Origin of the sequence: Comamonas sp. E6 (assembly GCF_001010305.1) — a bacterium.
GTDB lineage: Bacteria > Pseudomonadota > Gammaproteobacteria > Burkholderiales > Burkholderiaceae_C > Comamonas > Comamonas thiooxydans.
This window is the reverse complement of sequence record NZ_BBXH01000023.1, coordinates 47,370-65,064: the sequence shown is the minus strand read 5'-3', so window position 1 is coordinate 65,064 and position 17,695 is coordinate 47,370. Positions and strand designations below refer to the sequence as shown.

16 protein-coding genes and 1 other RNA gene are annotated in these 17,695 nt (G+C 63.4%); 14 read left to right on the top strand and 3 right to left on the bottom strand.

Annotation, left to right across the window (positions count from 1 at the left end):
* Positions 1 to 65: 65 nt before the first annotated feature.
* Positions 66 to 890, top strand: coding sequence for a helix-turn-helix domain-containing protein (locus CSE6_RS19770; protein WP_045838703.1), 825 nt, complete (start codon positions 66 to 68; stop codon positions 888 to 890).
* Between the two features lie 21 nt (positions 891 to 911).
* Positions 912 to 1,272: RNase P RNA component class A (gene rnpB, locus CSE6_RS19765), an RNA gene on the top strand.
* A gap of 41 nt (positions 1,273 to 1,313) precedes the next feature.
* Here the strand turns inward: rnpB and CSE6_RS19760 are convergent.
* The gene (locus CSE6_RS19760; protein WP_034377124.1) at positions 1,314 to 2,096 is read right to left on the bottom strand and encodes a LuxR family transcriptional regulator; all 783 of its coding nucleotides are present in this window, start codon (positions 2,094 to 2,096) and stop codon (positions 1,314 to 1,316) included.
* A gap of 136 nt (positions 2,097 to 2,232) precedes the next feature.
* On the opposite strand from CSE6_RS19760, the gene CSE6_RS19755 reads away from it, so the two are divergent.
* The gene (locus tag CSE6_RS19755; RefSeq protein ID WP_034377123.1) at positions 2,233 to 2,718 is read left to right on the top strand and encodes a DUF3237 domain-containing protein; all 486 of its coding nucleotides are present in this window, start codon (positions 2,233 to 2,235) and stop codon (positions 2,716 to 2,718) included.
* A 27-nt stretch (positions 2,719 to 2,745) separates the two neighbouring features.
* Complete coding sequence (locus CSE6_RS19750) at positions 2,746 to 3,774, top strand: tripartite tricarboxylate transporter substrate binding protein (RefSeq protein WP_034377122.1); 1,029 nt, start codon at positions 2,746 to 2,748, stop codon at positions 3,772 to 3,774.
* 57 nt (positions 3,775 to 3,831) lie between these two features.
* Here the strand turns inward: CSE6_RS19750 and CSE6_RS19745 are convergent, their stop codons facing one another.
* Together CSE6_RS19745 and CSE6_RS19740 are read right to left on the bottom strand one after the other, a co-directional pair.
* Positions 3,832 to 4,599, bottom strand: a complete 768-nt coding sequence (locus tag CSE6_RS19745; protein WP_034377121.1) for a pseudouridine synthase — start codon at positions 4,597 to 4,599, stop codon at positions 3,832 to 3,834.
* Positions 4,600 to 4,665: 66 nt separating this feature from the next.
* Entirely contained in the window at positions 4,666 to 6,360 is a 1,695-nt protein-coding gene (locus CSE6_RS19740) for an MBL fold metallo-hydrolase (RefSeq protein ID WP_034377120.1), read from the bottom strand.
* Between the two features lie 159 nt (positions 6,361 to 6,519).
* Here CSE6_RS19740 and CSE6_RS19735 point away from each other — a divergent pair, with 159 nt between their 5' ends.
* From CSE6_RS19735 to CSE6_RS19690, 10 genes are all read left to right on the top strand, one after another.
* On the top strand, positions 6,520 to 7,302 hold the full coding sequence (locus CSE6_RS19735; protein WP_034377118.1) for a crotonase/enoyl-CoA hydratase family protein: 783 nt from the start codon (positions 6,520 to 6,522) through the stop codon (positions 7,300 to 7,302).
* A gap of 38 nt (positions 7,303 to 7,340) precedes the next feature.
* Complete coding sequence (locus tag CSE6_RS19730; RefSeq protein ID WP_034377116.1) at positions 7,341 to 9,245, top strand: feruloyl-CoA synthase; 1,905 nt, start codon at positions 7,341 to 7,343, stop codon at positions 9,243 to 9,245.
* A gap of 60 nt (positions 9,246 to 9,305) precedes the next feature.
* Positions 9,306 to 10,073, top strand: a complete 768-nt coding sequence (locus CSE6_RS19725; RefSeq protein ID WP_034377115.1) for an SDR family NAD(P)-dependent oxidoreductase — start codon at positions 9,306 to 9,308, stop codon at positions 10,071 to 10,073.
* Between the two features lie 179 nt (positions 10,074 to 10,252).
* Complete coding sequence (locus CSE6_RS19720) at positions 10,253 to 11,260, top strand: Bug family tripartite tricarboxylate transporter substrate binding protein (RefSeq protein WP_034377114.1); 1,008 nt, start codon at positions 10,253 to 10,255, stop codon at positions 11,258 to 11,260.
* A 91-nt stretch (positions 11,261 to 11,351) separates the two neighbouring features.
* A complete protein-coding gene (locus CSE6_RS19715; RefSeq protein ID WP_034377113.1) occupies positions 11,352 to 12,359 on the top strand; it encodes a Bug family tripartite tricarboxylate transporter substrate binding protein in 1,008 nt (335 codons plus the stop codon).
* Between the two features lie 151 nt (positions 12,360 to 12,510).
* The gene (locus CSE6_RS19710) at positions 12,511 to 14,274 is read left to right on the top strand and encodes an acyl-CoA dehydrogenase family protein (RefSeq protein ID WP_034377112.1); all 1,764 of its coding nucleotides are present in this window, start codon (positions 12,511 to 12,513) and stop codon (positions 14,272 to 14,274) included.
* 96 nt (positions 14,275 to 14,370) lie between these two features.
* Positions 14,371 to 14,931, top strand: a complete 561-nt coding sequence (locus tag CSE6_RS19705) for a MarR family winged helix-turn-helix transcriptional regulator (RefSeq protein ID WP_034354357.1) — start codon at positions 14,371 to 14,373, stop codon at positions 14,929 to 14,931.
* 50 nt (positions 14,932 to 14,981) lie between these two features.
* Positions 14,982 to 15,860 (top strand): diaminopimelate epimerase, encoded by an 879-nt coding sequence (gene dapF, locus CSE6_RS19700; protein ID WP_034377400.1) that lies wholly within the window; start codon positions 14,982 to 14,984, stop codon positions 15,858 to 15,860.
* Positions 15,857 to 16,570, top strand: a complete 714-nt coding sequence (locus CSE6_RS19695) for a DUF484 family protein (RefSeq protein WP_034354355.1) — start codon at positions 15,857 to 15,859, stop codon at positions 16,568 to 16,570. Before dapF ends, CSE6_RS19695 begins: the two co-directional genes overlap by 4 nt.
* A gap of 25 nt (positions 16,571 to 16,595) precedes the next feature.
* Positions 16,596 to 17,642, top strand: a complete 1,047-nt coding sequence (locus CSE6_RS19690; RefSeq protein WP_034377111.1) for a tyrosine recombinase XerC — start codon at positions 16,596 to 16,598, stop codon at positions 17,640 to 17,642.
* Positions 17,643 to 17,695 lie beyond the last annotated feature (53 nt).

The window sequence follows — 17,695 nt, the reverse complement described above, 5'->3', positions numbered from 1 at the left end:
GCGCTTGACGTATTTGAAGCGCATTGCTGATTTCAGACATTTCATAACTCAAGCCGGACGAACCCATGCCTGCCTCAGCCCCGACTCCCGGCCCGGTCGCCAAGCGCCATGCCGTACAGATACTGGACACCGACAAAGTGCCTGGCAGCTATTACTTCCGCTATGACGAGTTCGGCGAACACAGCGAGGCTCCGCCGCACAGCCACCGCTGGGGGCATCTGAACTATGCGGCCCACGGCAGTCTGAGCATGGACGTGCCCACGGGTCATATCCTGTGCCCGCCGCAGCACGGGGTGTGGATTCCGCCGGGCGTGGTGCACAGCTGCTATCTGCAGCATGCGGTGCAGTACCGCTCCGTCTATCTGGCCCCTGATCTGTGTGCGGATCTGCCGCAGACGGCGGGCTGCATGCGCCTGGGGCCGATTGTCAAAGCCGTGCTGGCGGACTTCGGCGCCAGGGGCGTGCAGATCCCGGTGACTGACGCAGACCTGCGTCTGGCACGGGTGGTGCATGACCAGCTGCGAGCCACGCCGTTGGAGTTGAGCTTTCTGCCCGTGGCCCGGCATCCGGCGCTGGTGCAGGTGCTGGATGCCATGCAGTCGCGCCCCGACGACCACCGCAGCCTGGCCGAATGGGCCGAGACCGTGCACATGACGGAGCGCACGCTGGCCCGCCACTGCCAGCGCGAGCTGGGCATGAGTCTGGGCGAATGGCGCCAGCGCATGCGTTATCTGCAGGCCATCGACGCGCTGGAGGCCGGCCACACCGTGCAGCGCATTGCCTACGACCTGGGTTACAGCACGCCCTCGGCCTTTATTGCCATGTTTCAGCGCGAGTCCGGCCTGCCGCCCGAGCAGTTCAGGCGCGAGTTCTGTGCAAGTTCTTTCTGAACGCGGGATAATGCGCGCCGTGAAGTGCGCCAGACCGCCGCTGGTACTAGCCGAAAGGCCAACGCTTGCGTTGGGTCGAAAGACCGTACTGGAGGAACGTCCGGACTGCATAGGGCGGCGTAGCAGCTAACAGCTGTCCACCGTGAGGTGAGGATCAGAGCAACAGAGACGAGTCTGGCAGGAGTGCCGCAAGGCAGACCAACCAGGGTGAAACGGGCAATCTCTACGCGCAGCAATACCAAGTAGGCACACTTTGACGGGGCCCCCGGAGTGTGCGGGTAGGTAGCACCGAGCCATCAGGCGACTGATGGCCAAGATTAATGGCGGTCACATGGCGGGCAACCGTTGTGCACAGAATCCGGCTTATCGGCGCACTTCACACTTTCTTTCTCGCTCGGGCAGCGCCCGGCGTCCCCCCGGCATTCACTCCACCAGCAGCGCGAACAGCTGATGGCGATGGTGAATATCAAGCCGCACAAAGGCGCGGTTGCGATAGGTCTTCACGGTGGCTGCGCTCAGCCCGAGATCGGCCGCAATGCCGTCCTGGGTCATGCCGCGCAGCAGGCGCAGGCAGACCTCGAGTTCGCGCGCCGTCAGACCCGGTGCCAGCTCCCGCAGGCGAGCCGGCCACCTCTCATCGCCGCCAGCCATGTCCGCAGTCAGAGCCAGGTGCTTGTGCGTCAGAGCCATCAGGGCGCTGGACAGGTCCGCGAAGTCGCTCAGATGCCGGTCGGCAAAGGGTTTCTGGTGCGCATGGCGATAGAGGTTGACGGCAAACACCGAGCCGTCGGCACCGGGCTCGGCAATCGAGATGCGCTCAGCCACGTCATGCGCGTCATACACGCACTGGCGATGCAGGGGCGTGACCTCGTTGGCCTGCACATGGACCAGATTGCGCGCGCCTGGCGTGCGCATATGTCCGTGCCATTCCTGGCCCCAACTTCTGTCCTCGTGCTGAGGTCCCGAGAGATAGGCGCTCCAGCACTGGCGCGTGGTGTCAGCCACGCCCTGGGAGGCCGAGAGAAACAGCCGCGGCCGGCAGCTGCCGATGCGATACACCGACAGCGAGGCCGTTGGCGCGATGGCGCTCAGCTGCTCCAGTGCGGCCTGGGCAAAACAGCTCTGTCCCAGATGCTCCACCAGACCGGCCAGCAAGGTGCTGGCCTGGGCCATGCCGCTGGCTTGGGCCCTATCGCCAGCCGGCATGGCGTCAGTCGTCGAAGGTAGCTTCCAGGTTCTCATCGGTGTGTCTTGGCGTGGGCTGTCATCTTCTTGGGGGACAGCGAATTCTTCAACAGTGCTTACGCTCATGTCCCTGTGCATAGACATCGCAAGGAGAGCAATGCTGTCGCCAAACCATGATTTCCAGATTGCCGCTCCAGGGCTGCGCCACTTTGCCGAATTTCGCGTGCAGGTGGGGCCGGCGCAGGAGGTGGGCGAAACGACACGCGGCTTGCGGCGCGTGATTCCCATCGTCGGCGGCCAGGTGCAGGCAGAGGACTGGTCGGCGCGTGTGCTGCCGGGCGGGGCCGACTTCCAGCTGCTGGTCAGCGAGGAAGTGGCCGAGCTGGACGCGCGCTATGTCATCGAAACCGACGGCGGCGATCTGATCTATGTGAGCAACCAGGCCTTGCGCACCGGGCCGGCCGAGCTGATGCAGCGCCTGCGCCGCGGCGAGACGGTCGATCCCTCGGCGATCTACTTTCGCTGTGCGCCCCGCTTTGAAACGGCCTCCAAGCGTTTTGCCTGGCTGGGGCAGCGCCTGTTCGTGGGCGCGGGAGCGCGCTTTCCGGAGCAGGTCGTCATGCGGTTTTTCGAAGTGCTGTGAAACAGCATCGCAACAAGGAGACAAAACATGAGAACAGTGCAAGCCCAGAACCTGCCCGGACCCGTTTCTGCACGGGCCTGGCGACGTCGGCTGATGGTCCTGGCGCTGCTGGCTGGCGGCGGCGCAGCCATAGGAGTCGCGCAGGCCCAGACGGCTTATCCGAGCAAGACGGTGCGCATGATTGTGGGCTTTGCGGCGGGCACGGGACCCGATGTAGTGGCACGGCTGCTGGCACAAAAGCTCTCTGAAGCCTGGGGTGGCGTGGGCGTGGTGGTGGACAACAAGCCCGGTGCCGCCGGCCTGATCGCAGCCAGCGAGGCGACGCGTGCGCCGGCCGACGGCTACACCATCATGCTGGCCGAGACCGGACAGCTCAGTATCGCGCCCAATACCTATCAACGGCTTGCATACCAACCGCGCAAGGATTTCGCCCCCGTCAGCCAGGTGGTGAGTTCCGACTTCGTGCTGCTGGTCAATCCCGAAAAGGTCAAGGCGCGCAATGTCAGGGACTTCGTGGCCTGGACCCGGCAGCAAAACGGCCTGTTCATGGCCACTTTCGGAGCGGGAACGCCGGGGCATTTCGGGGCTTATATGTTTGGCGATGCCGTGCAGTCCAAACCCGAGGTGGTGCACTACAAGAGCACTTCGGATGCCTTGAGCGGCATTTTCAGCGGCGATGTGCAGGGGGTGTTCGCTTCCTCCGGCATGGCGATCCCGCAGGTGCGCGCCGGCAAGCTGGTGGCCCTGGGAAGCACGGGCAGCGCGCGTGTGGAGCAACTGCCCGAGTTGCCGACCATGAAGGAGCAGGGCTTTGGCAACCTGGAGTTCAGCTCCTGGTTCGGCATCGTGGCGCCAGCCAGGACACCTGCGGAAGTGGTGAGCAAGCTCAATGCCGATCTGCTCAAGGTCCTGCAATCGGGCGACGGCAAGGCGCGGCTACAGGAGGCCGGCTTCAGAGTCACGGGCACCAGCGCGCAGCAGTTTGCCGACATCATTGCTGCCGATACCGTCAAATGGGGCAAGGCGGTGGCAGCGACGGGTTTCAAGGCGGATTGAGCGGACCGGCGCGCGCCGCGGCCGAGTCCGGTTGGCGGCACGCGAAGGCCGTTCCGCTCAGAACCTTTCCCAGGGCATCAGATAGCGCCACTGACCCTCGGGCACCTTGGCCAGCGAGACGCGGCCAAGGCGCAGCCGGCGCATGCTGACCACCGTCAGGCCGATGGCGGCGCACATCTTCTCGATCTCTTCGGGCGCAATGCCCTTGAGAGCGAAGCGCAGATGGTTTTCACTTTGCCAGCTGACATGGCAGGGGGGCATGCGGCGATGGCCGTTGCCGCCGGGAATGGGAAGACCTTCGTACAGGATCTCCAGGCCATCTTCAATGATCTGGCCCTCCACGCCGACGATGATTTCCTGCTCCAGCCACATGCCTTCCTCGGTCAGCTTGCGTGCCACGCGCTTGTCCTGCGTGTAGACGATGAGGCCGCTGGCAGGCAGGGGAATCGTCAGAAACGACTCCAGATTCCTGAAGTGATGATCCAGCACCAGCTGGGGCATGGGTGTGTCCAGCTTGGCCTTGGTGTCCTCGCTCAGCAGCGAGTGCGCGCTGCGCACGCGGCCATAGGCCGGGCCCTGGGTCATGCCCGCAGGCTTGTTCATCAGGATGGTGACGGGTGGAATGGCTTCAGGCTTGGCATCCTTGCGCAGGATCACTACCTGATCGGGGCGGACACGGGTTTCGGGCACTTGCACCACTTTGCCGTCCACCTGGACATTGCCCGCGACGATATGGAGCTCGGCTTCGCGGCGCGAGCATTGTTCTTGCTCCGCCACGCGTTTGGCCAGGCGGATGCTTTCTTGTTCAGGCAGGGATTCAGACATGGCGAGAGCTTAATGCTCCGGCCATGTCCTAGTTGTCCACAGGTCTAGCGCGGCGGTCGCTGGGCGCTATCTGCCAAGGCAGAGCTTCTGAATGCGCTCCACATGCGCCAGCAGCGATTGCTGGGCCACGGGCCACAGGGCTTGAGGTGTGTCGGCGTAGGCAATCGCAACCCAGTCCTGAATGCTGCCGTCGGGCTTGGTGCGCATGGCCTGATGTACCTTGGCCTCGCGTGCCAGGCGGTGGGCCTTGAGGCGGGTGATCTGATGTCGCGCAAAGCCCAGCACATAGCCATGGGCGGGCAGGATGTAGCGAATGTCGTGCTCCAGGCACATGGAGTGGAGCCTGTCCAGCGAATCGAGGTAATCGATCATATTGCCGTCCGGCGGGCTGATGACGGTGGTGCTGCCATTGAGGATGTGATCGCCGCTGAATAGCAGCGCGTCCTCCTCCAGCAGAAAGCACAGGTGGTTGGCTGCGTGGCCGGGCGTGAAGATGGCTTGCAGCGTATGCGTGATCTCGCCTTCTGCCCCTTGTCCGGTAAGCGTGATGCGCTCTCCGTCCCGTAGCGTCACCTCGGGTCTGAAGCGACTGTTGGCGCGCGCTGTGGGTGCCGACGGCAGGCCCATGATGGGAGGCCTGGCATGGCCGGAGAGCAGGACCATGGCCTGCAGCGGCGCGGCGCCCGGCGAGTGATCGGGGTGGGAATGGGTGCAGACGATGTAGCGGATATCGCCGCCGGCGGCATCGTGCAGGCGCTGCAGATGTTCGGCATCGTCCGGGCCGGGGTCGATGGCGATATAGCCGCTATGCACATCGCCGACCAGATAGCTGTTGGTGCCGGGGCCGGTCATCATGCCGGAGTTGGGGGCCGTCAAACGCAGCAGGTTCTTGCGCAGCGGCACGGCTTTTTCAGGCTGCCAGTCCAGATGGTGAATGCCGTGGCCGTCGGGCAGCACCATTTCCAGTTCGCCATAGGCCATATCGGTTTCGGTATGACGTGTGTCTTTGCCTTTCAGGTGGCCGCCACGGGGGCAGGCCTGCCACAGCGGCTTCTCGCTTAGCAGGGCATTGATCACGGCCTGGGTATCGGGTTGGTGAGCGATGCGCTGCAATGTACGCTGGGTGGGAAAGAGGATGAACAGCTTTTTCTCTTCAAAGCGCGCAATCGCATCCTGCGGAGAAATCCAGGTGGGCTCGAACTGCTCGGTTTCGTCGGCCACCGCCGTTTGACCCTCGGGCATGCGGGCCACAAAGAACGGCACGTTAAAGCGCTTGGGCAGGTCCAGTGGTGCGGTCCAGTGGGCCAGATACCAGAGCTGGTCCACGGCCAGCGTCCAGCCGCGCGCGCGGCATTGCTCATACAGCGATGCCTTGCGGTCCAGTTGCTGAACCTGGGCCGGTGGAACGGGTTGGCCGGCCTGGTCATAGGCCAGCAGGATGCCCAGTTCCTCAAAAGTCTCGCGAATGCCTGCCAGAGCCTGGGTAATGCGTTCATCTCCCGCCTCGGCGATCATGCTGGGGCGCACGCGCGCCAGCGCATGACTGGCTGGGGCTGCATCTTCATCTTCCTGGCCGCCACCGGGGAAAACATAGGCATTGGCAAAGATGCCTTGATCGGCACGCCTTGTCATCAGCACTTCAAAACCATTGCCGTCGGGGCAGTCGCGCAGCAACAAAAGCGTGGAAGCATCTCGCGCGGGAACTGGTGCGCGCTGGGGCTGAAGCAACTGGCTGGGGCGGGGCTGGCTGGGTGATGTCATGAGGTCACATTATGCGAAGTCGCCGCGCTCGTGCATGTCACACCTGGACTAGTTGTGCACTCCTGCTGCGCAAATCGGGGAAAGCACTGAGAGCAAACGGCCAAGGATGTCTTGCATTTAGTTATTTGAAATAACAATAATGATGTGAAAGGAATAGTTATGACTCATAAAGAAATTGCAGTTGAGTTCCGTGGCGAAGCCGAACAGGTTGCCGTCATTCGCCTGATGCGTGCCGCCAAGCGCAACGCCTTGTCCGATGGGCTGGTGCTGGGTCTGCGCGATGTATTCATGAATCTGCCCGTCAGCGTGCGCGCTGCAGTGGTGGATGGCGATGGACCGCATTTCTGCGCCGGCCTGGATCTGAGCGAGCTCAGCGAGCGCGATGCGGCCCAGGGCGTTCTGCATTCGCGCATGTGGCATGAGGCACTGCGCCAGGTGCAGTTCGGCGCGGTGCCTGTTGTCGCAGCCCTGCATGGTGCCGTGGTGGGGGGCGGCCTGGAGCTGGCCAGCGCCTGCCATATCCGTGTGGCAGACAGCAGTACCTTCTATGCCTTGCCCGAAGGTTCGCGCGGCATTTTCGTCGGCGGTGGCGGCTCGGTGCGCATCCCGCGCCTGATCGGAGCCGCACGCATGGCCGACATGATGTTCACGGGCCGTGTGTACAAGGCCGAAGAGGGTGAGCGCATTGGTCTGTCGCAATATCTGGTGCCCGAAGGACATGCATTGGACAAGGCCGTGGAGCTGGCGCTGCGCATTGCCGAAAACGCCCCCATGACCAATTACGCCCTGATGCACGCGTTGCCCAGGATTGCCGATCAGCCCGCCGATCAGGGGCTGATGACAGAAGCTCTGATGGCTGCCGTGGCGCAGAGTGCGCCAGAAGCCAAGTTCCGTTTGCAGGAGTTTCTGTCCGGGCGGGCCGCCAAGGTCAGCAAGGACTGAAAGCACTCTCAAGAAACAACGCTGTGGAGACAAAGACAATGCAGGAGACAAACACAGCCATGCAGGCCCTCGGCCAGGTGGTAGAGGGGGGTAGGCCTCGCTACCGTGAGCTGGAGTTCGGCGTGCGCAGCATCCAGGTCAGGGAGGCAGGCGACGGCACTTTCTACGTGCGCTCCGACCGGGAGCTGGCAGAGCACGCAGCACGCATGACTGACAGGCTGGTGCACTGGGCGCAGACCACGCCGCAGCAGACCTTCATTGCCCAGCGGCAACGACTGGCCGACGGCAGCACCGGTGATTGGCAACGCATCAGCTATGCCCAGACGCTGGCAGCGGCGCGCAGCATTGCGCAGTCCTTGCTGGACAGAAAGCTCTCGGCAGAGCGTCCCGTCATCATCCTCAGCGAGAACGATCTCGACCATGCCATGCTGGCCATGGGTTGCCTGTATGCAGGCGTGCCCTATTGCTCGGTTTCCACGGCCTATTCACTGGTCAGCACCGATTACGCCAAGCTGCGCCATGTGGTCGATACGCTCACGCCAGGCCTGATCTTTGCTGCCGATGCGGCGCGTTATGACAAGGCGGTACGCGCCGTGCTGCCCGAGGGCTGTGAGGTGGTTTACCGCAAGCCGGCCGTCGATGCCCGGACCTGTACCTTGTTTGCCGACCTGCTGGCAACCGAGCCTACAGCTGCGGTGGATGCCGCCATGCAGGCCACCGGGCCCGACACCATCACCAAGTTCCTGTTCACCTCGGGATCGACCAAGCTGCCCAAGGCCGTGATCAACACCCATGGAATGTGGTGCGCCAACCAGCAGCAGATTGCCCAGACCATGCCCGATATGGTCAAAGGCCCGCCCGTGCTGGTGGACTGGCTGCCCTGGAATCACACTTTCGGAGGCAACAAGAACATCGGCCTCGCGCTCTATCACGGCGGCACTGTCTATATCGACGAGGGCAAGCCTACGGCGGCGGGCATTGCCGAGACGCTGCGCAATCTGCGCGAGATCTCCCCTACCGTTTACTTCAACGTACCCACGGGCTTCGAATACATCGCCCGTGCCATGGAGAGCGATGCGCAGTTGCGCAGCAGCCTGCTCAAGCGCGTCAAGATGTTCTTCTACGCCGGAGCCTCTCTGGCGCAGCCCGTTTGGGATAGCCTGCACCGCACGCAGGAGGCCGAGTGCGGCGAGCGCATCGTGATGGGCACGGGCCTGGGCATGACCGAGTCCTCGCCTTCGGCCCTGTTCATCAACCGTCCCGATGTGCGCTCGGGAGACCTGGGCGTGCCCGTGCCGGGTCTGGAGCTCAAGCTGGCGCCTGTGGATGGCAAGCTGGAGGTGCGCTACCGCGGACCGAACGTCACGCCCGGCTACTGGCGCGCACCCGAAGCCACGGCAGAGGCGTTTGACGAGGACGGATTTTTCCGCTCCGGAGACGCCGTGCAGTGGCGCGACCCGCAGGATCGCAACCAGGGTCTGCGCTTTGACGGCCGCATTGCCGAAGACTTCAAGCTGGCCACGGGCACATTCGTCAACGTGGGGCCGCTGCGGGCCAGGATCATCCATGCCGGCGCGCCCTATATCCAGGATGTGGTGCTGACCGGCCTGGATCGCAAGGAGGTCGGCGCCATCATTTTCGGGACCCCGGCCTGTGCGGCCTTAAGCGGCCTGGACGCGGGGGCGACGCTGGAGCAGATCATGCACAGCCAACCCGTGCAGCAGCATCTGCAGACGGTTCTGAACCAGCTGGCGCAGACGGCCACCGGCAGTGCCACTCGCATTGCGCGGGCAGTGGCGGCGATCAGGGCGCCCTCGCTGGACCTGGGCGAAGTCACGGACAAGGGCTCCATCAACCAGCGTGCCGTGCTCCAGCATCGCGCCGATGTGGTGGCAGGCCTCTATGACGAAACGCTGGCCCTGATCCTGAAGCCCAATCTCTGAGCCAGAACAGGCTTGAGCCCAATGACAGAAAGCGCAAGCAGCTTTTAAAAGGATAGTGATATGCAAGTTCAGGATCAGATTGCCATCGTCACCGGCGGTGCCTCGGGCCTAGGCGAAGCCACGGCGCGTGCGCTGGCTGCCGCAGGCGCCAGGGTTGCTGTGCTGGATCGTCAGCTCGACAAGGCCAAGGTGGTGGCTGCCGAGATCGGCGGACTGGCGCTGGAGAGCGACATCTGCGATGCGGCCAGCGTCACGGCCGCGCTGGATGCCGTTCGCGAGCAATGGGGCGGCGATGCGCGCATTCTCATGAATGTGGCCGGCATCGGCACGGCCAAGCGCGTGATCGGCCGCGATGGCGAGCCCGCACCGCTGGAAGACTTTGAGCGAGTGATTCGCGTCAACCTTGTCGGCAGCTACAACATGACGCGGCTGTTTGCCGCACGCTGCGCCAAGCTGGCGGCGCTGGAGGATGGCGCGCGCGGCGTGATTCTTTACACCGCCTCGGTGGCAGCCTTCGATGGCCAGGTGGGACAGCAGGCTTACAGCGCATCCAAGGGCGGCCTGGTCGGCATGACGCTGCCCATGGCGCGTGATCTGGCCCAGCACGGCATTCGTGTCTGCACCGTGGCGCCAGGCTTGTTCGCCACACCGTTGATGAAGGAATTGCCCGAGCCCGTGCAGCAGTCGCTGGCGGCATCCATTCCCTTTCCTTCGCGCCTGGGCAAGCCTTCGGAGTTTGCCGATCTGGCCGTGCATATCGTGCACAACGATCATCTCAATGGCGAGGTGATTCGTCTGGATGGTGCGCTGCGCATGGCTCCTCGGTAAGTGTTACCCCCTGAGGCACTTTGCGCCTTCCCCCAAGGGGGACGACACCATCGCTGCGGGGCTGCCCTTGCTCGATGTCTCTGGCCTGGAGAGTGCCAGAGCCAGCTCAGTGCCAAAGATTGAGACGTGTATTGATTCCACAGGACCGAAGAGTCCGTATTTCAAGCAGGAGACAAGTCATGCAAGGTCGTCGCAATTTCGTCAAAGGACTGGGCGCTGGTGCCGCGCTGGCCGCACTTGGCGGCATCGCCAGCCGCTGCGCCTATGCCCAGGGCGGTGGCCCGCTGGAGCAGGTGCGCATTCTTTATGGCTTTCCCGCAGGCAGTGCTGGTGACTCGGTTGCCCGCCGCGTGGCCGAAAAAATGGGCGGCACCAGCTACTCCAAGAACATGGGCGTGGTGGAAAACAAGCCCGGAGCCGGTGGCCGCATCGCGCTGGAGAATCTGCGTAACTCCGTAGGGGATGGCTCGGTGATTGCACTGTCCCAGGTCTCGGCCTTCTCCATCTACCCGCACATCTACAGCAAGCTGAGCTATCAGGCCAAGGATTTCGAGCCGATTTCGATTGGAGCCATCATGCACCACGGGCTGGCTGTCGGCCCCGCCGTGCCGGCCGAGGTGAAGACGCTCAAGGACTTCCTGGCCTGGTGCAAGAACAATCCCGACAAGGCCAGCTTCGGCAGCCCCGGTGCCGGCAGTCAGCCGCATCTGCTGGGGGCGCTGCTGAGTCTGCGCTCCGGCGTCAGGCTCAGCCATGCGCCATATCGCGGCATGGCACCCGGCGTCTCGGACGTCGTGGGCGGTCAGATCGCGGCCATCATGGGCACGTGCGGCGACTACCTGAGCTATTACAAGGCCGGCAAGCTGCGCGTGCTGGCCACCAGCGGCCCGCAGCGCAACCCCTATCTGCCCAATGTCCCCACCTTTGCCGAGCAGGGCTTTGCCGATCTGACGGCCGAAGAGTGGTTTGGCTTCTATGCCAATGCCAGGACACCGGTCGACGTGCGTGCACGCGCCCATGCGGCCATCACGGCAGCGCTCAAGAGCGAGGCACTCAAGGAAAGCCTGGGTGTGGTCGGCCTGATTGCCACCAGCTCCACGCCCGAGGAAATGGCCCGTTCGCAGCAGGCCGAGTTCGAGCGCTGGGGTCCGCTGGTCAAGCAGATCGGTTTTACGGGCGATTCCTGATGACCCCTCGGTATCGAATAGCATTCGGGTCGGGATTTTTCAGACAGGCTCAAGCCTGCACATAGCGATCGAACAATAGAGGAGACAAACCATGCAAGATCGTCGCAATTTCGTCAAAGGCCTGGGCGCTGGAGCCGCCCTGGCCGCATTCGGCGGCATCGCCGGCCGCAGCGCCTATGCCCAGGGCAGCGGACCACTGGAGCAGGTGCGCATTCTTTATGGCTTTCCCGCAGGCAGTGCCGGTGACTCGGTGGCGCGCCGTGTGGCGGAAAAGATCGGCGGCACCAGCTACTCCAAGAACATGGGCGTGGTGGAGAACAAGCCCGGTGCCGGTGGCCGCATCGCGCTGGAGAATTTGCGCAACTCCGTGGGCGACGGCTCGGTCATCGTGCTGTCGCAGGTCTCGGCCTTCTCCATCTACCCGCATATCTATAGCAAGCTGACCTATCAGGCCAAGGATTTCGAGCCAATTTCGATTGGAGCCATCATGCACCACGGGCTGGCGGTCGGCCCCGCCGTGCCGGCCGAGGTGAAGACGCTCAAGGACTTCCTGGCCTGGTGCAAGAACAATCCCGACAAGGCCAGCTTCGGCAGCCCCGGTGCGGGCACCCAGCCGCATCTGATCGGCTCCCTGCTCAGCCTGCGTTCGGGCATCAAGCTCAGCCATGTGCCTTATCGTGGCACCGCGCCTGCCGTGTCCGACCTGGCCGGTGGCCAGATTGCTGCCGTGATGGGCCCCAGCGGCGACTTCCTGAGCTACTACAAGGCCGGCAAGCTGCGCGTGCTGGCCACCAGCGGCCCGCAGCGCAACCCCTATCTGCCCAATGTGCCCACCTTTGCCGAGCAGGGCTTTGCCGATCTGACGGCCGAAGAGTGGTTTGGCTTCTATGCCAATGCCAGGACACCCGCCGACGTGCGTGCACGCGCCCATGCGGCCATCACGGCGGCGCTCAAGAGCGACGCGCTCAAGGAAAGTGTGGGTGTGGTCGGCCTGATTGCCACCAGCTCCACGCCCGAGGAAATGGCCCGTTCGCAGCAGGCCGAGTTCGAGCGCTGGGGACCGCTGGTCAAGCAGATCGGCTTTACTGCGGATACTTGAGACCCCCTGAACGGCTGCGCCGTTTCCCCCTGAGGGGGACGGCGCCATCGCCGCGAGGCGGCTCTTGCTGGGCGCCTCTGACTATAGGGTTGCGCTTCTTGCATAGCCCGCGTTTTGGTTGAGTTTTTGCTGCAAACGCAGCCGGTTTTGTATGTCCTATTTGCCCCTCAGTGCCGATAACGCGTTTCTTCTATTTGATGTGCTCAAGGCCGATGAGCAATTGCAGCGCCTGCCGGCGCATGCGGCAACGGACCGGGGGCTGATGCAGCAGGTGCTGGAGGAGGCCGGCAAATGGGTGGGTGAGGTGGTGGCGCCGCTGTCGCGCGAAGGCGATGAGGTCGGCGTGCAGTTTGCAGCGGGCAAGGTCACCACGCCGCCTGGATTTGCCCAGGCATATCAGGACTTCTGGCAGGCGGGCTGGCCTGCACTGGCCTGTGCCGAGGAGGACGGCGGCCAGGGGCTGCCCTGGGTGCTGGAAGGCGTGCTGTACGAATGGCTGAGTGCTGCCAACCATGGCTGGACCATGGCGCCGGGCCTGCTGCATGGTGCTTATGAGTGCCTCAAGCACCATGGCAGCGATGCGCTCAAGGCCGCCTATCTGCCCAAGGTGGCCAGCGGTGAATGGCTGGCAACCATGTGTCTGACGGAGGCCCATGCGGGCAGCGACCTGGGGCAGGTACGCACGCAAGCCGTTCCGGTTGGCGAATCCGAGCAGGGCGAGCGTTTCGAGATCAGCGGCAGCAAGATTTTCATTTCGGGCGGCGAGCATGATCTGACCGATAACATCGTGCATCTGGTGCTGGCGCGTCTGCCCGGGGCTCCGGCAGGGCCCAAGGGCTTGTCGCTGTTTCTTGTGCCCAAGGTTTTGCCCGATGGTGAACGCAACCGCGTGGTCTGTGAGCGCATCGAGGAAAAAATGGGCCTGCATGGCAGCCCCACCTGCGTGATGCGCTTTGATGGGGCTGCAGGCTGGTTGATAGGCCAGCCCGGAGCGGGCCTGAACGCCATGTTCATCATGATGAATGCCGCGCGCCTGCATGTGGCGCTGCAGGGCATAGGCCTGCTGGACGCGGCATGGCAGAAGGCCCATGCCTATGCGCTGGAGCGCCGTCAGATGCGAGCGCCAGGGGCGGTACCGGCCTCGCGTGGGGCAGGCGATGCAGCAGATCTGATCATCGAGCATCCGGCCATTCGCCGCACGCTCGATCTGCAGCGTGCCTGGGTGGATGGGGGGCGTGTGTTGGCCTACCAGACCGGTATTTATCTCGATGTGGCGCGACATGCCGAAAGCGCTCGTGAGCGCGAGCAGGCCCAGCAGTGGTGCAGTCTGATCACGCCCGTGCTCAAGGCCGCCTGGACCCAGCAGGCGTTCGAGGGCTCCAGCGCCTGTCTGCAGGTATTCGGCGGCCATGGCTACATCCGCGAGTGGGGCATAGAGCAGATCGTGCGTGATTCGCGCGTGGCCATGATTTACGAAGGCACGAATGAAATTCAGGCCATCGATCTGCTGGTGCGCAAGGTGCTGCCCGACGGTGGTCAGGCCATGGGGCAATGGCTGCTGACTTTGCGCAACAGCCTGGATGCAAGTCGGGCGCTGGATGCAGAAGTGCTGCGCTGCCTGGCCCAGCTGCGTTACTTCACCACGGTGCTGGCGCAGGCCTGCAAGGAAGATGACACCCTGGCCTGGCGCGTGGCCGACGACTATCTGCGCTGCGTGGCCGTGGTGCTGCTGGGCTGGGCGTGGGCATGTATTGCTGCCACAGCGGGGGGCGATAGTGAGCGCTGGCGAGGCCCCTGCAAGCAGGTGCAGCAGCGCATATTGCCCGAAATGGACTGGCGTCTGACTCTGATGAAGGCGCAGTGGGCGCAGGCTTCCGTCGTACACGGCAACCAGCTGTTCACCTCTGCGCATTGATCAAAATGGCTGCAAGATGCGAGCAATACCGGCACAATTGCGGTCTTTTCATCGCGCTCCTGGATTGCTCTTTTGCCTTCGAAGTTGACATCGCCAATGCTCGCTCACAAGACTGCTGAACCAGACTCCAAACCTGCACGCTCTTTGCGCGGCACGCGCTCCAGAGAGGCTGGCTTGGATCTCCCAGGCTCGGGGCAGGAGCCCAGGGACAGTGCCGAGGTTTTTGCCGTCGATCAGGTCGATGCCAGCTTTCTGGAGTCCCTGCTGGGCTACAACGCCAGGCGCGCCTCGCTGGCTCTGGTGGGTGTTTTCATGCGCTGCATGGAGCGTTTTGACCTCAAGATCGTCGAGTTCTCCGTGCTGTCTCTGGTGGGCAGCAATCCGGGTATCACCTCGCGCCAGCTCTGTCAGCAACTGGCCGTGCTGCCGCCGAATATGGTGGGCATGATCGATGCGCTGGGCAAACGCGGCTTTCTGGAACGGCGTCCGCACCCGCGAGACGGCCGCGCCACGGGTCTGTACCTGACCGGGGCAGGGCGCGAACTGGTGGATACGGCCGAGCCCGAGCTCAAGAGCAGCGAGACCCGTGCCATCGGGCATCTGAGTGCTGCCGAGCAGGTGCAGCTCATGGAGTTGTTGCAAAAGCTGTATCGCTGATCCCATGGCATGGCGCAGATCCTGCGCCCGGCGCGATAATGTGCGGCATCATGCAGATTCGCTTTACCAAGATGCAAGGTGCGGGCAACGACTTTGTCGTGCTCGACGAAACCCAGGCTCGCCTGGGCTTGAGCACCGCCCAGTACCGCTACCTGGCCAATCGTCACTTTGGCGTGGGCGCCGACCAGATCCTGACGGTGCGCCCGGCACCCGTAGAGGGCGTGGACTTTGAATATGTCATCCACAACGCCGACGGTGGCGAGGTCGAGCAGTGCGGAAACGGCGCACGCTGTTTTGCGCGCTATGTGCATGACAAGGGTCTGACCGACAAGAGCGTGATCCGCGTACAGACCCTCTCGGGCGTCATCGCCCCCGAAATTCATGGCAATGGCCGCGTCACGGTCGATATGGGTGCGCCTCAGCTGGATCCGGCCAAGGTTCCGTTCATGACCGACGGTCTGCAGGTCGAGACTCTGGGTTCGACGCAAAAATGGCCTCTGACGCTTGATACGCCTTTGCAGCCGGCTACAGTCTGGATAGCAGCCGTTTCCATGGGCAATCCGCATGCGGTGCAGCTGGTGGACGATGTGAATGCCGCTTTGGTGGAGTTGCATGGCCCGTTGATCGAGAACCATGCCCGTTTTCCTCAGCGTGTGAACGCCGGCTTCATGCAGATCCTCAACCGCGGTGAGGTCCGCTTGCGTGTCTATGAACGTGGTGCCGGCGAGACCCTGGCCTGCGGTACGGGGGCTTGTGCCGCCGTGGTGGCCGGCATTGGCTGGGGCCTGCTCGACCAGCGCGTCGATGTGCATACCCGCGGCGGTCTGCTGACCATTGAATGGACTAGCGGTGCGCACGATCGCGTGCGCATGACCGGCCCTGCCGAATTTGTTTTTGAAGGCCAGATCGACATACCTGATACCTTATGAACAGCTTGACCGATACCGCCATGACCGAAGAGTCGATCGCCGACTATCTCCAGGAAAACCCCGATTTCTTCGAGCGCCATGCCGAGATGCTGACAGGCGTGCGTTTGATCAGCGGCCATGGCCCACGTGCCGTCAGCCTGCAGGAACGTCAGGCCGAAATGCTGCGCGAAAAGATCAAGGGTCTGGAGCATCGCATCATGGACATGGTGCGCCATGGCAGCGAGAACGCTTCCATCGCCAACAAGATTCATCAGTGGACCCATGCCCTGGTCAGGGTGCAGGACCTGCGCGAGCTGCCCCATGCGCTCACCGCCAGCCTGCAGCACACGTTTGATGTCCCCCAGGTCGCACTGCGTCTGTGGAATGTGGCGGGTGCGCACAGCGGCACCGTCTATACCATGGGAGTGAGCGATGATGCCAAGGCCTTTGCTTCGTCGCTGACCATGCCGTTCTGCGGCCCCAATATGGGCTTCGAACCCGTGACCTGGCTGCCCAACCCCAATGCGGTGCAGTCGGTCGCGCTGCTGACCCTGCATGACGGTGCCATGGACAGCACTTCCAACGCCTTTGGCATGCTGGTGCTGGGATCGCCCGACCCGCTGCGCTTCGATGCCACCATGGGTCTTGAATTCCTTTCACGCATCTCCGAGCTGGCCAGTGCCTCGCTCTCGCGCATGCGCGCTCCTGCGCTGACGCTGGCGCACGGCTGAGGCTGCAAAAGGGGGGTAGATACCGATGCAAGAGCGCGAGCAGCCCTCTTTTGAGGAGCAGTACGCGCAGCTTCCGGAAGTTGTCCACAGCTATCTGGAGCATGTGCGTGTGCAAAAGCGCCTGGCCGAGCGCACGCATACGCTGTATGCGCTGGACCTGATCAAGCTGCAGAGCTTTGCACAGGCGGCAGCTCAGGAGCTTTTGACACTGCAACCCTCGCATATTCGCCGCTTTGCTGCGCAAATGCATGGCGCCGGCCGCAGTGCACGCGGTATCGCACTGATTCTTTCGGGCTGGCGCAGCTTTTTCCGCTGGGCGGCCCAGCGGGAGCTGGTGCCTTTCAACCCCGTGGAGGGCGTGCGCGGCCCCAAAGCTGCCAAGCCTCTTCCCAAGGCACTGGCTGTGGACTATGCCGTGCAACTGGCCAGTTTTCAGAACCCCGAAGCTGATCCATGGATGGAGGCGCGTGACGTCGCCATGACCGAGCTGCTCTACAGCTGTGGCCTGCGTGTGGCCGAACTGGTGGGGCTGGATCTACGGCCCGACCAGCAGAGCCGGCATGAAGGCAGGGGCTGGATTGATCTGGAGGCGGGTGACGCCCATGTTCAGGGCAAGGGCAGCAAGCGCCGCATTGTGCCCGTGGGGCGCATGGCGATCGAGGCCTTGCAGCGCTGGCTGGCGCTGCGCAGCAGCGCGCTGGTCGGGACCGCACAGCTCAAGGCACAGGATGAAGCGGCCTTGTTCGTCGGCCGCCGGGGCGAGCGGCTCAGCGCCCAGTCGGTCTGGTCACGTCTCAAGCAGCGAGGCCAGCAGGCGGGGCTTGCGACTGGCGTGCACCCGCATGTGCTGCGCCACTCCTTTGCCAGTCATATGCTGCAGTCCAGTGGCGATCTGCGTGCCGTGCAGGAGTTGCTCGGGCATTCCAGCATTGCCACCACGCAGATATATACGCGGCTGGATTTCCAGCATCTGGCCCAGGCTTATGAAAAAGCCCACCCGCGTGCGCAGCGCAGCAGCGTCGGAGAGACGCCCGCTCCATTGCGCGTGCCGGACGACGAGGAGCAAAACTGAAGAGTCCTGATTTGATAGCTTGAAGTGATTGTTGAGTATGTGATGGAGGTGAT

Excerpts from the sequence above, each read along its gene's own strand:
- CSE6_RS19770 (WP_045838703.1), top strand. The coding sequence starts at position 66 with ATGCCTGCCTCAGCCCCGACTCCCGGCCCGGTCGCCAAGCGCCATGCC.
- CSE6_RS19760 (WP_034377124.1), bottom strand. The coding sequence starts at position 2,096 with ATGCCGGCTGGCGATAGGGCCCAAGCCAGCGGCATGGCCCAGGCCAGC.
- CSE6_RS19755 (WP_034377123.1), top strand. The coding sequence starts at position 2,233 with ATGCTGTCGCCAAACCATGATTTCCAGATTGCCGCTCCAGGGCTGCGC.
- CSE6_RS19750 (WP_034377122.1), top strand. The coding sequence starts at position 2,746 with ATGAGAACAGTGCAAGCCCAGAACCTGCCCGGACCCGTTTCTGCACGG.
- CSE6_RS19745 (WP_034377121.1), bottom strand. The coding sequence starts at position 4,599 with ATGTCTGAATCCCTGCCTGAACAAGAAAGCATCCGCCTGGCCAAACGC.
- CSE6_RS19740 (WP_034377120.1), bottom strand. The coding sequence starts at position 6,360 with ATGACATCACCCAGCCAGCCCCGCCCCAGCCAGTTGCTTCAGCCCCAG.
- CSE6_RS19735 (WP_034377118.1), top strand. The coding sequence starts at position 6,520 with ATGACTCATAAAGAAATTGCAGTTGAGTTCCGTGGCGAAGCCGAACAG.
- CSE6_RS19730 (WP_034377116.1), top strand. The coding sequence starts at position 7,341 with ATGCAGGAGACAAACACAGCCATGCAGGCCCTCGGCCAGGTGGTAGAG.
- CSE6_RS19725 (WP_034377115.1), top strand. The coding sequence starts at position 9,306 with ATGCAAGTTCAGGATCAGATTGCCATCGTCACCGGCGGTGCCTCGGGC.
- CSE6_RS19720 (WP_034377114.1), top strand. The coding sequence starts at position 10,253 with ATGCAAGGTCGTCGCAATTTCGTCAAAGGACTGGGCGCTGGTGCCGCG.
- CSE6_RS19715 (WP_034377113.1), top strand. The coding sequence starts at position 11,352 with ATGCAAGATCGTCGCAATTTCGTCAAAGGCCTGGGCGCTGGAGCCGCC.
- CSE6_RS19710 (WP_034377112.1), top strand. The coding sequence starts at position 12,511 with ATGTCCTATTTGCCCCTCAGTGCCGATAACGCGTTTCTTCTATTTGAT.
- CSE6_RS19705 (WP_034354357.1), top strand. The coding sequence starts at position 14,371 with ATGCTCGCTCACAAGACTGCTGAACCAGACTCCAAACCTGCACGCTCT.
- dapF (WP_034377400.1), top strand. The coding sequence starts at position 14,982 with ATGCAGATTCGCTTTACCAAGATGCAAGGTGCGGGCAACGACTTTGTC.
- CSE6_RS19695 (WP_034354355.1), top strand. The coding sequence starts at position 15,857 with ATGAACAGCTTGACCGATACCGCCATGACCGAAGAGTCGATCGCCGAC.
- CSE6_RS19690 (WP_034377111.1), top strand. The coding sequence starts at position 16,596 with ATGCAAGAGCGCGAGCAGCCCTCTTTTGAGGAGCAGTACGCGCAGCTT.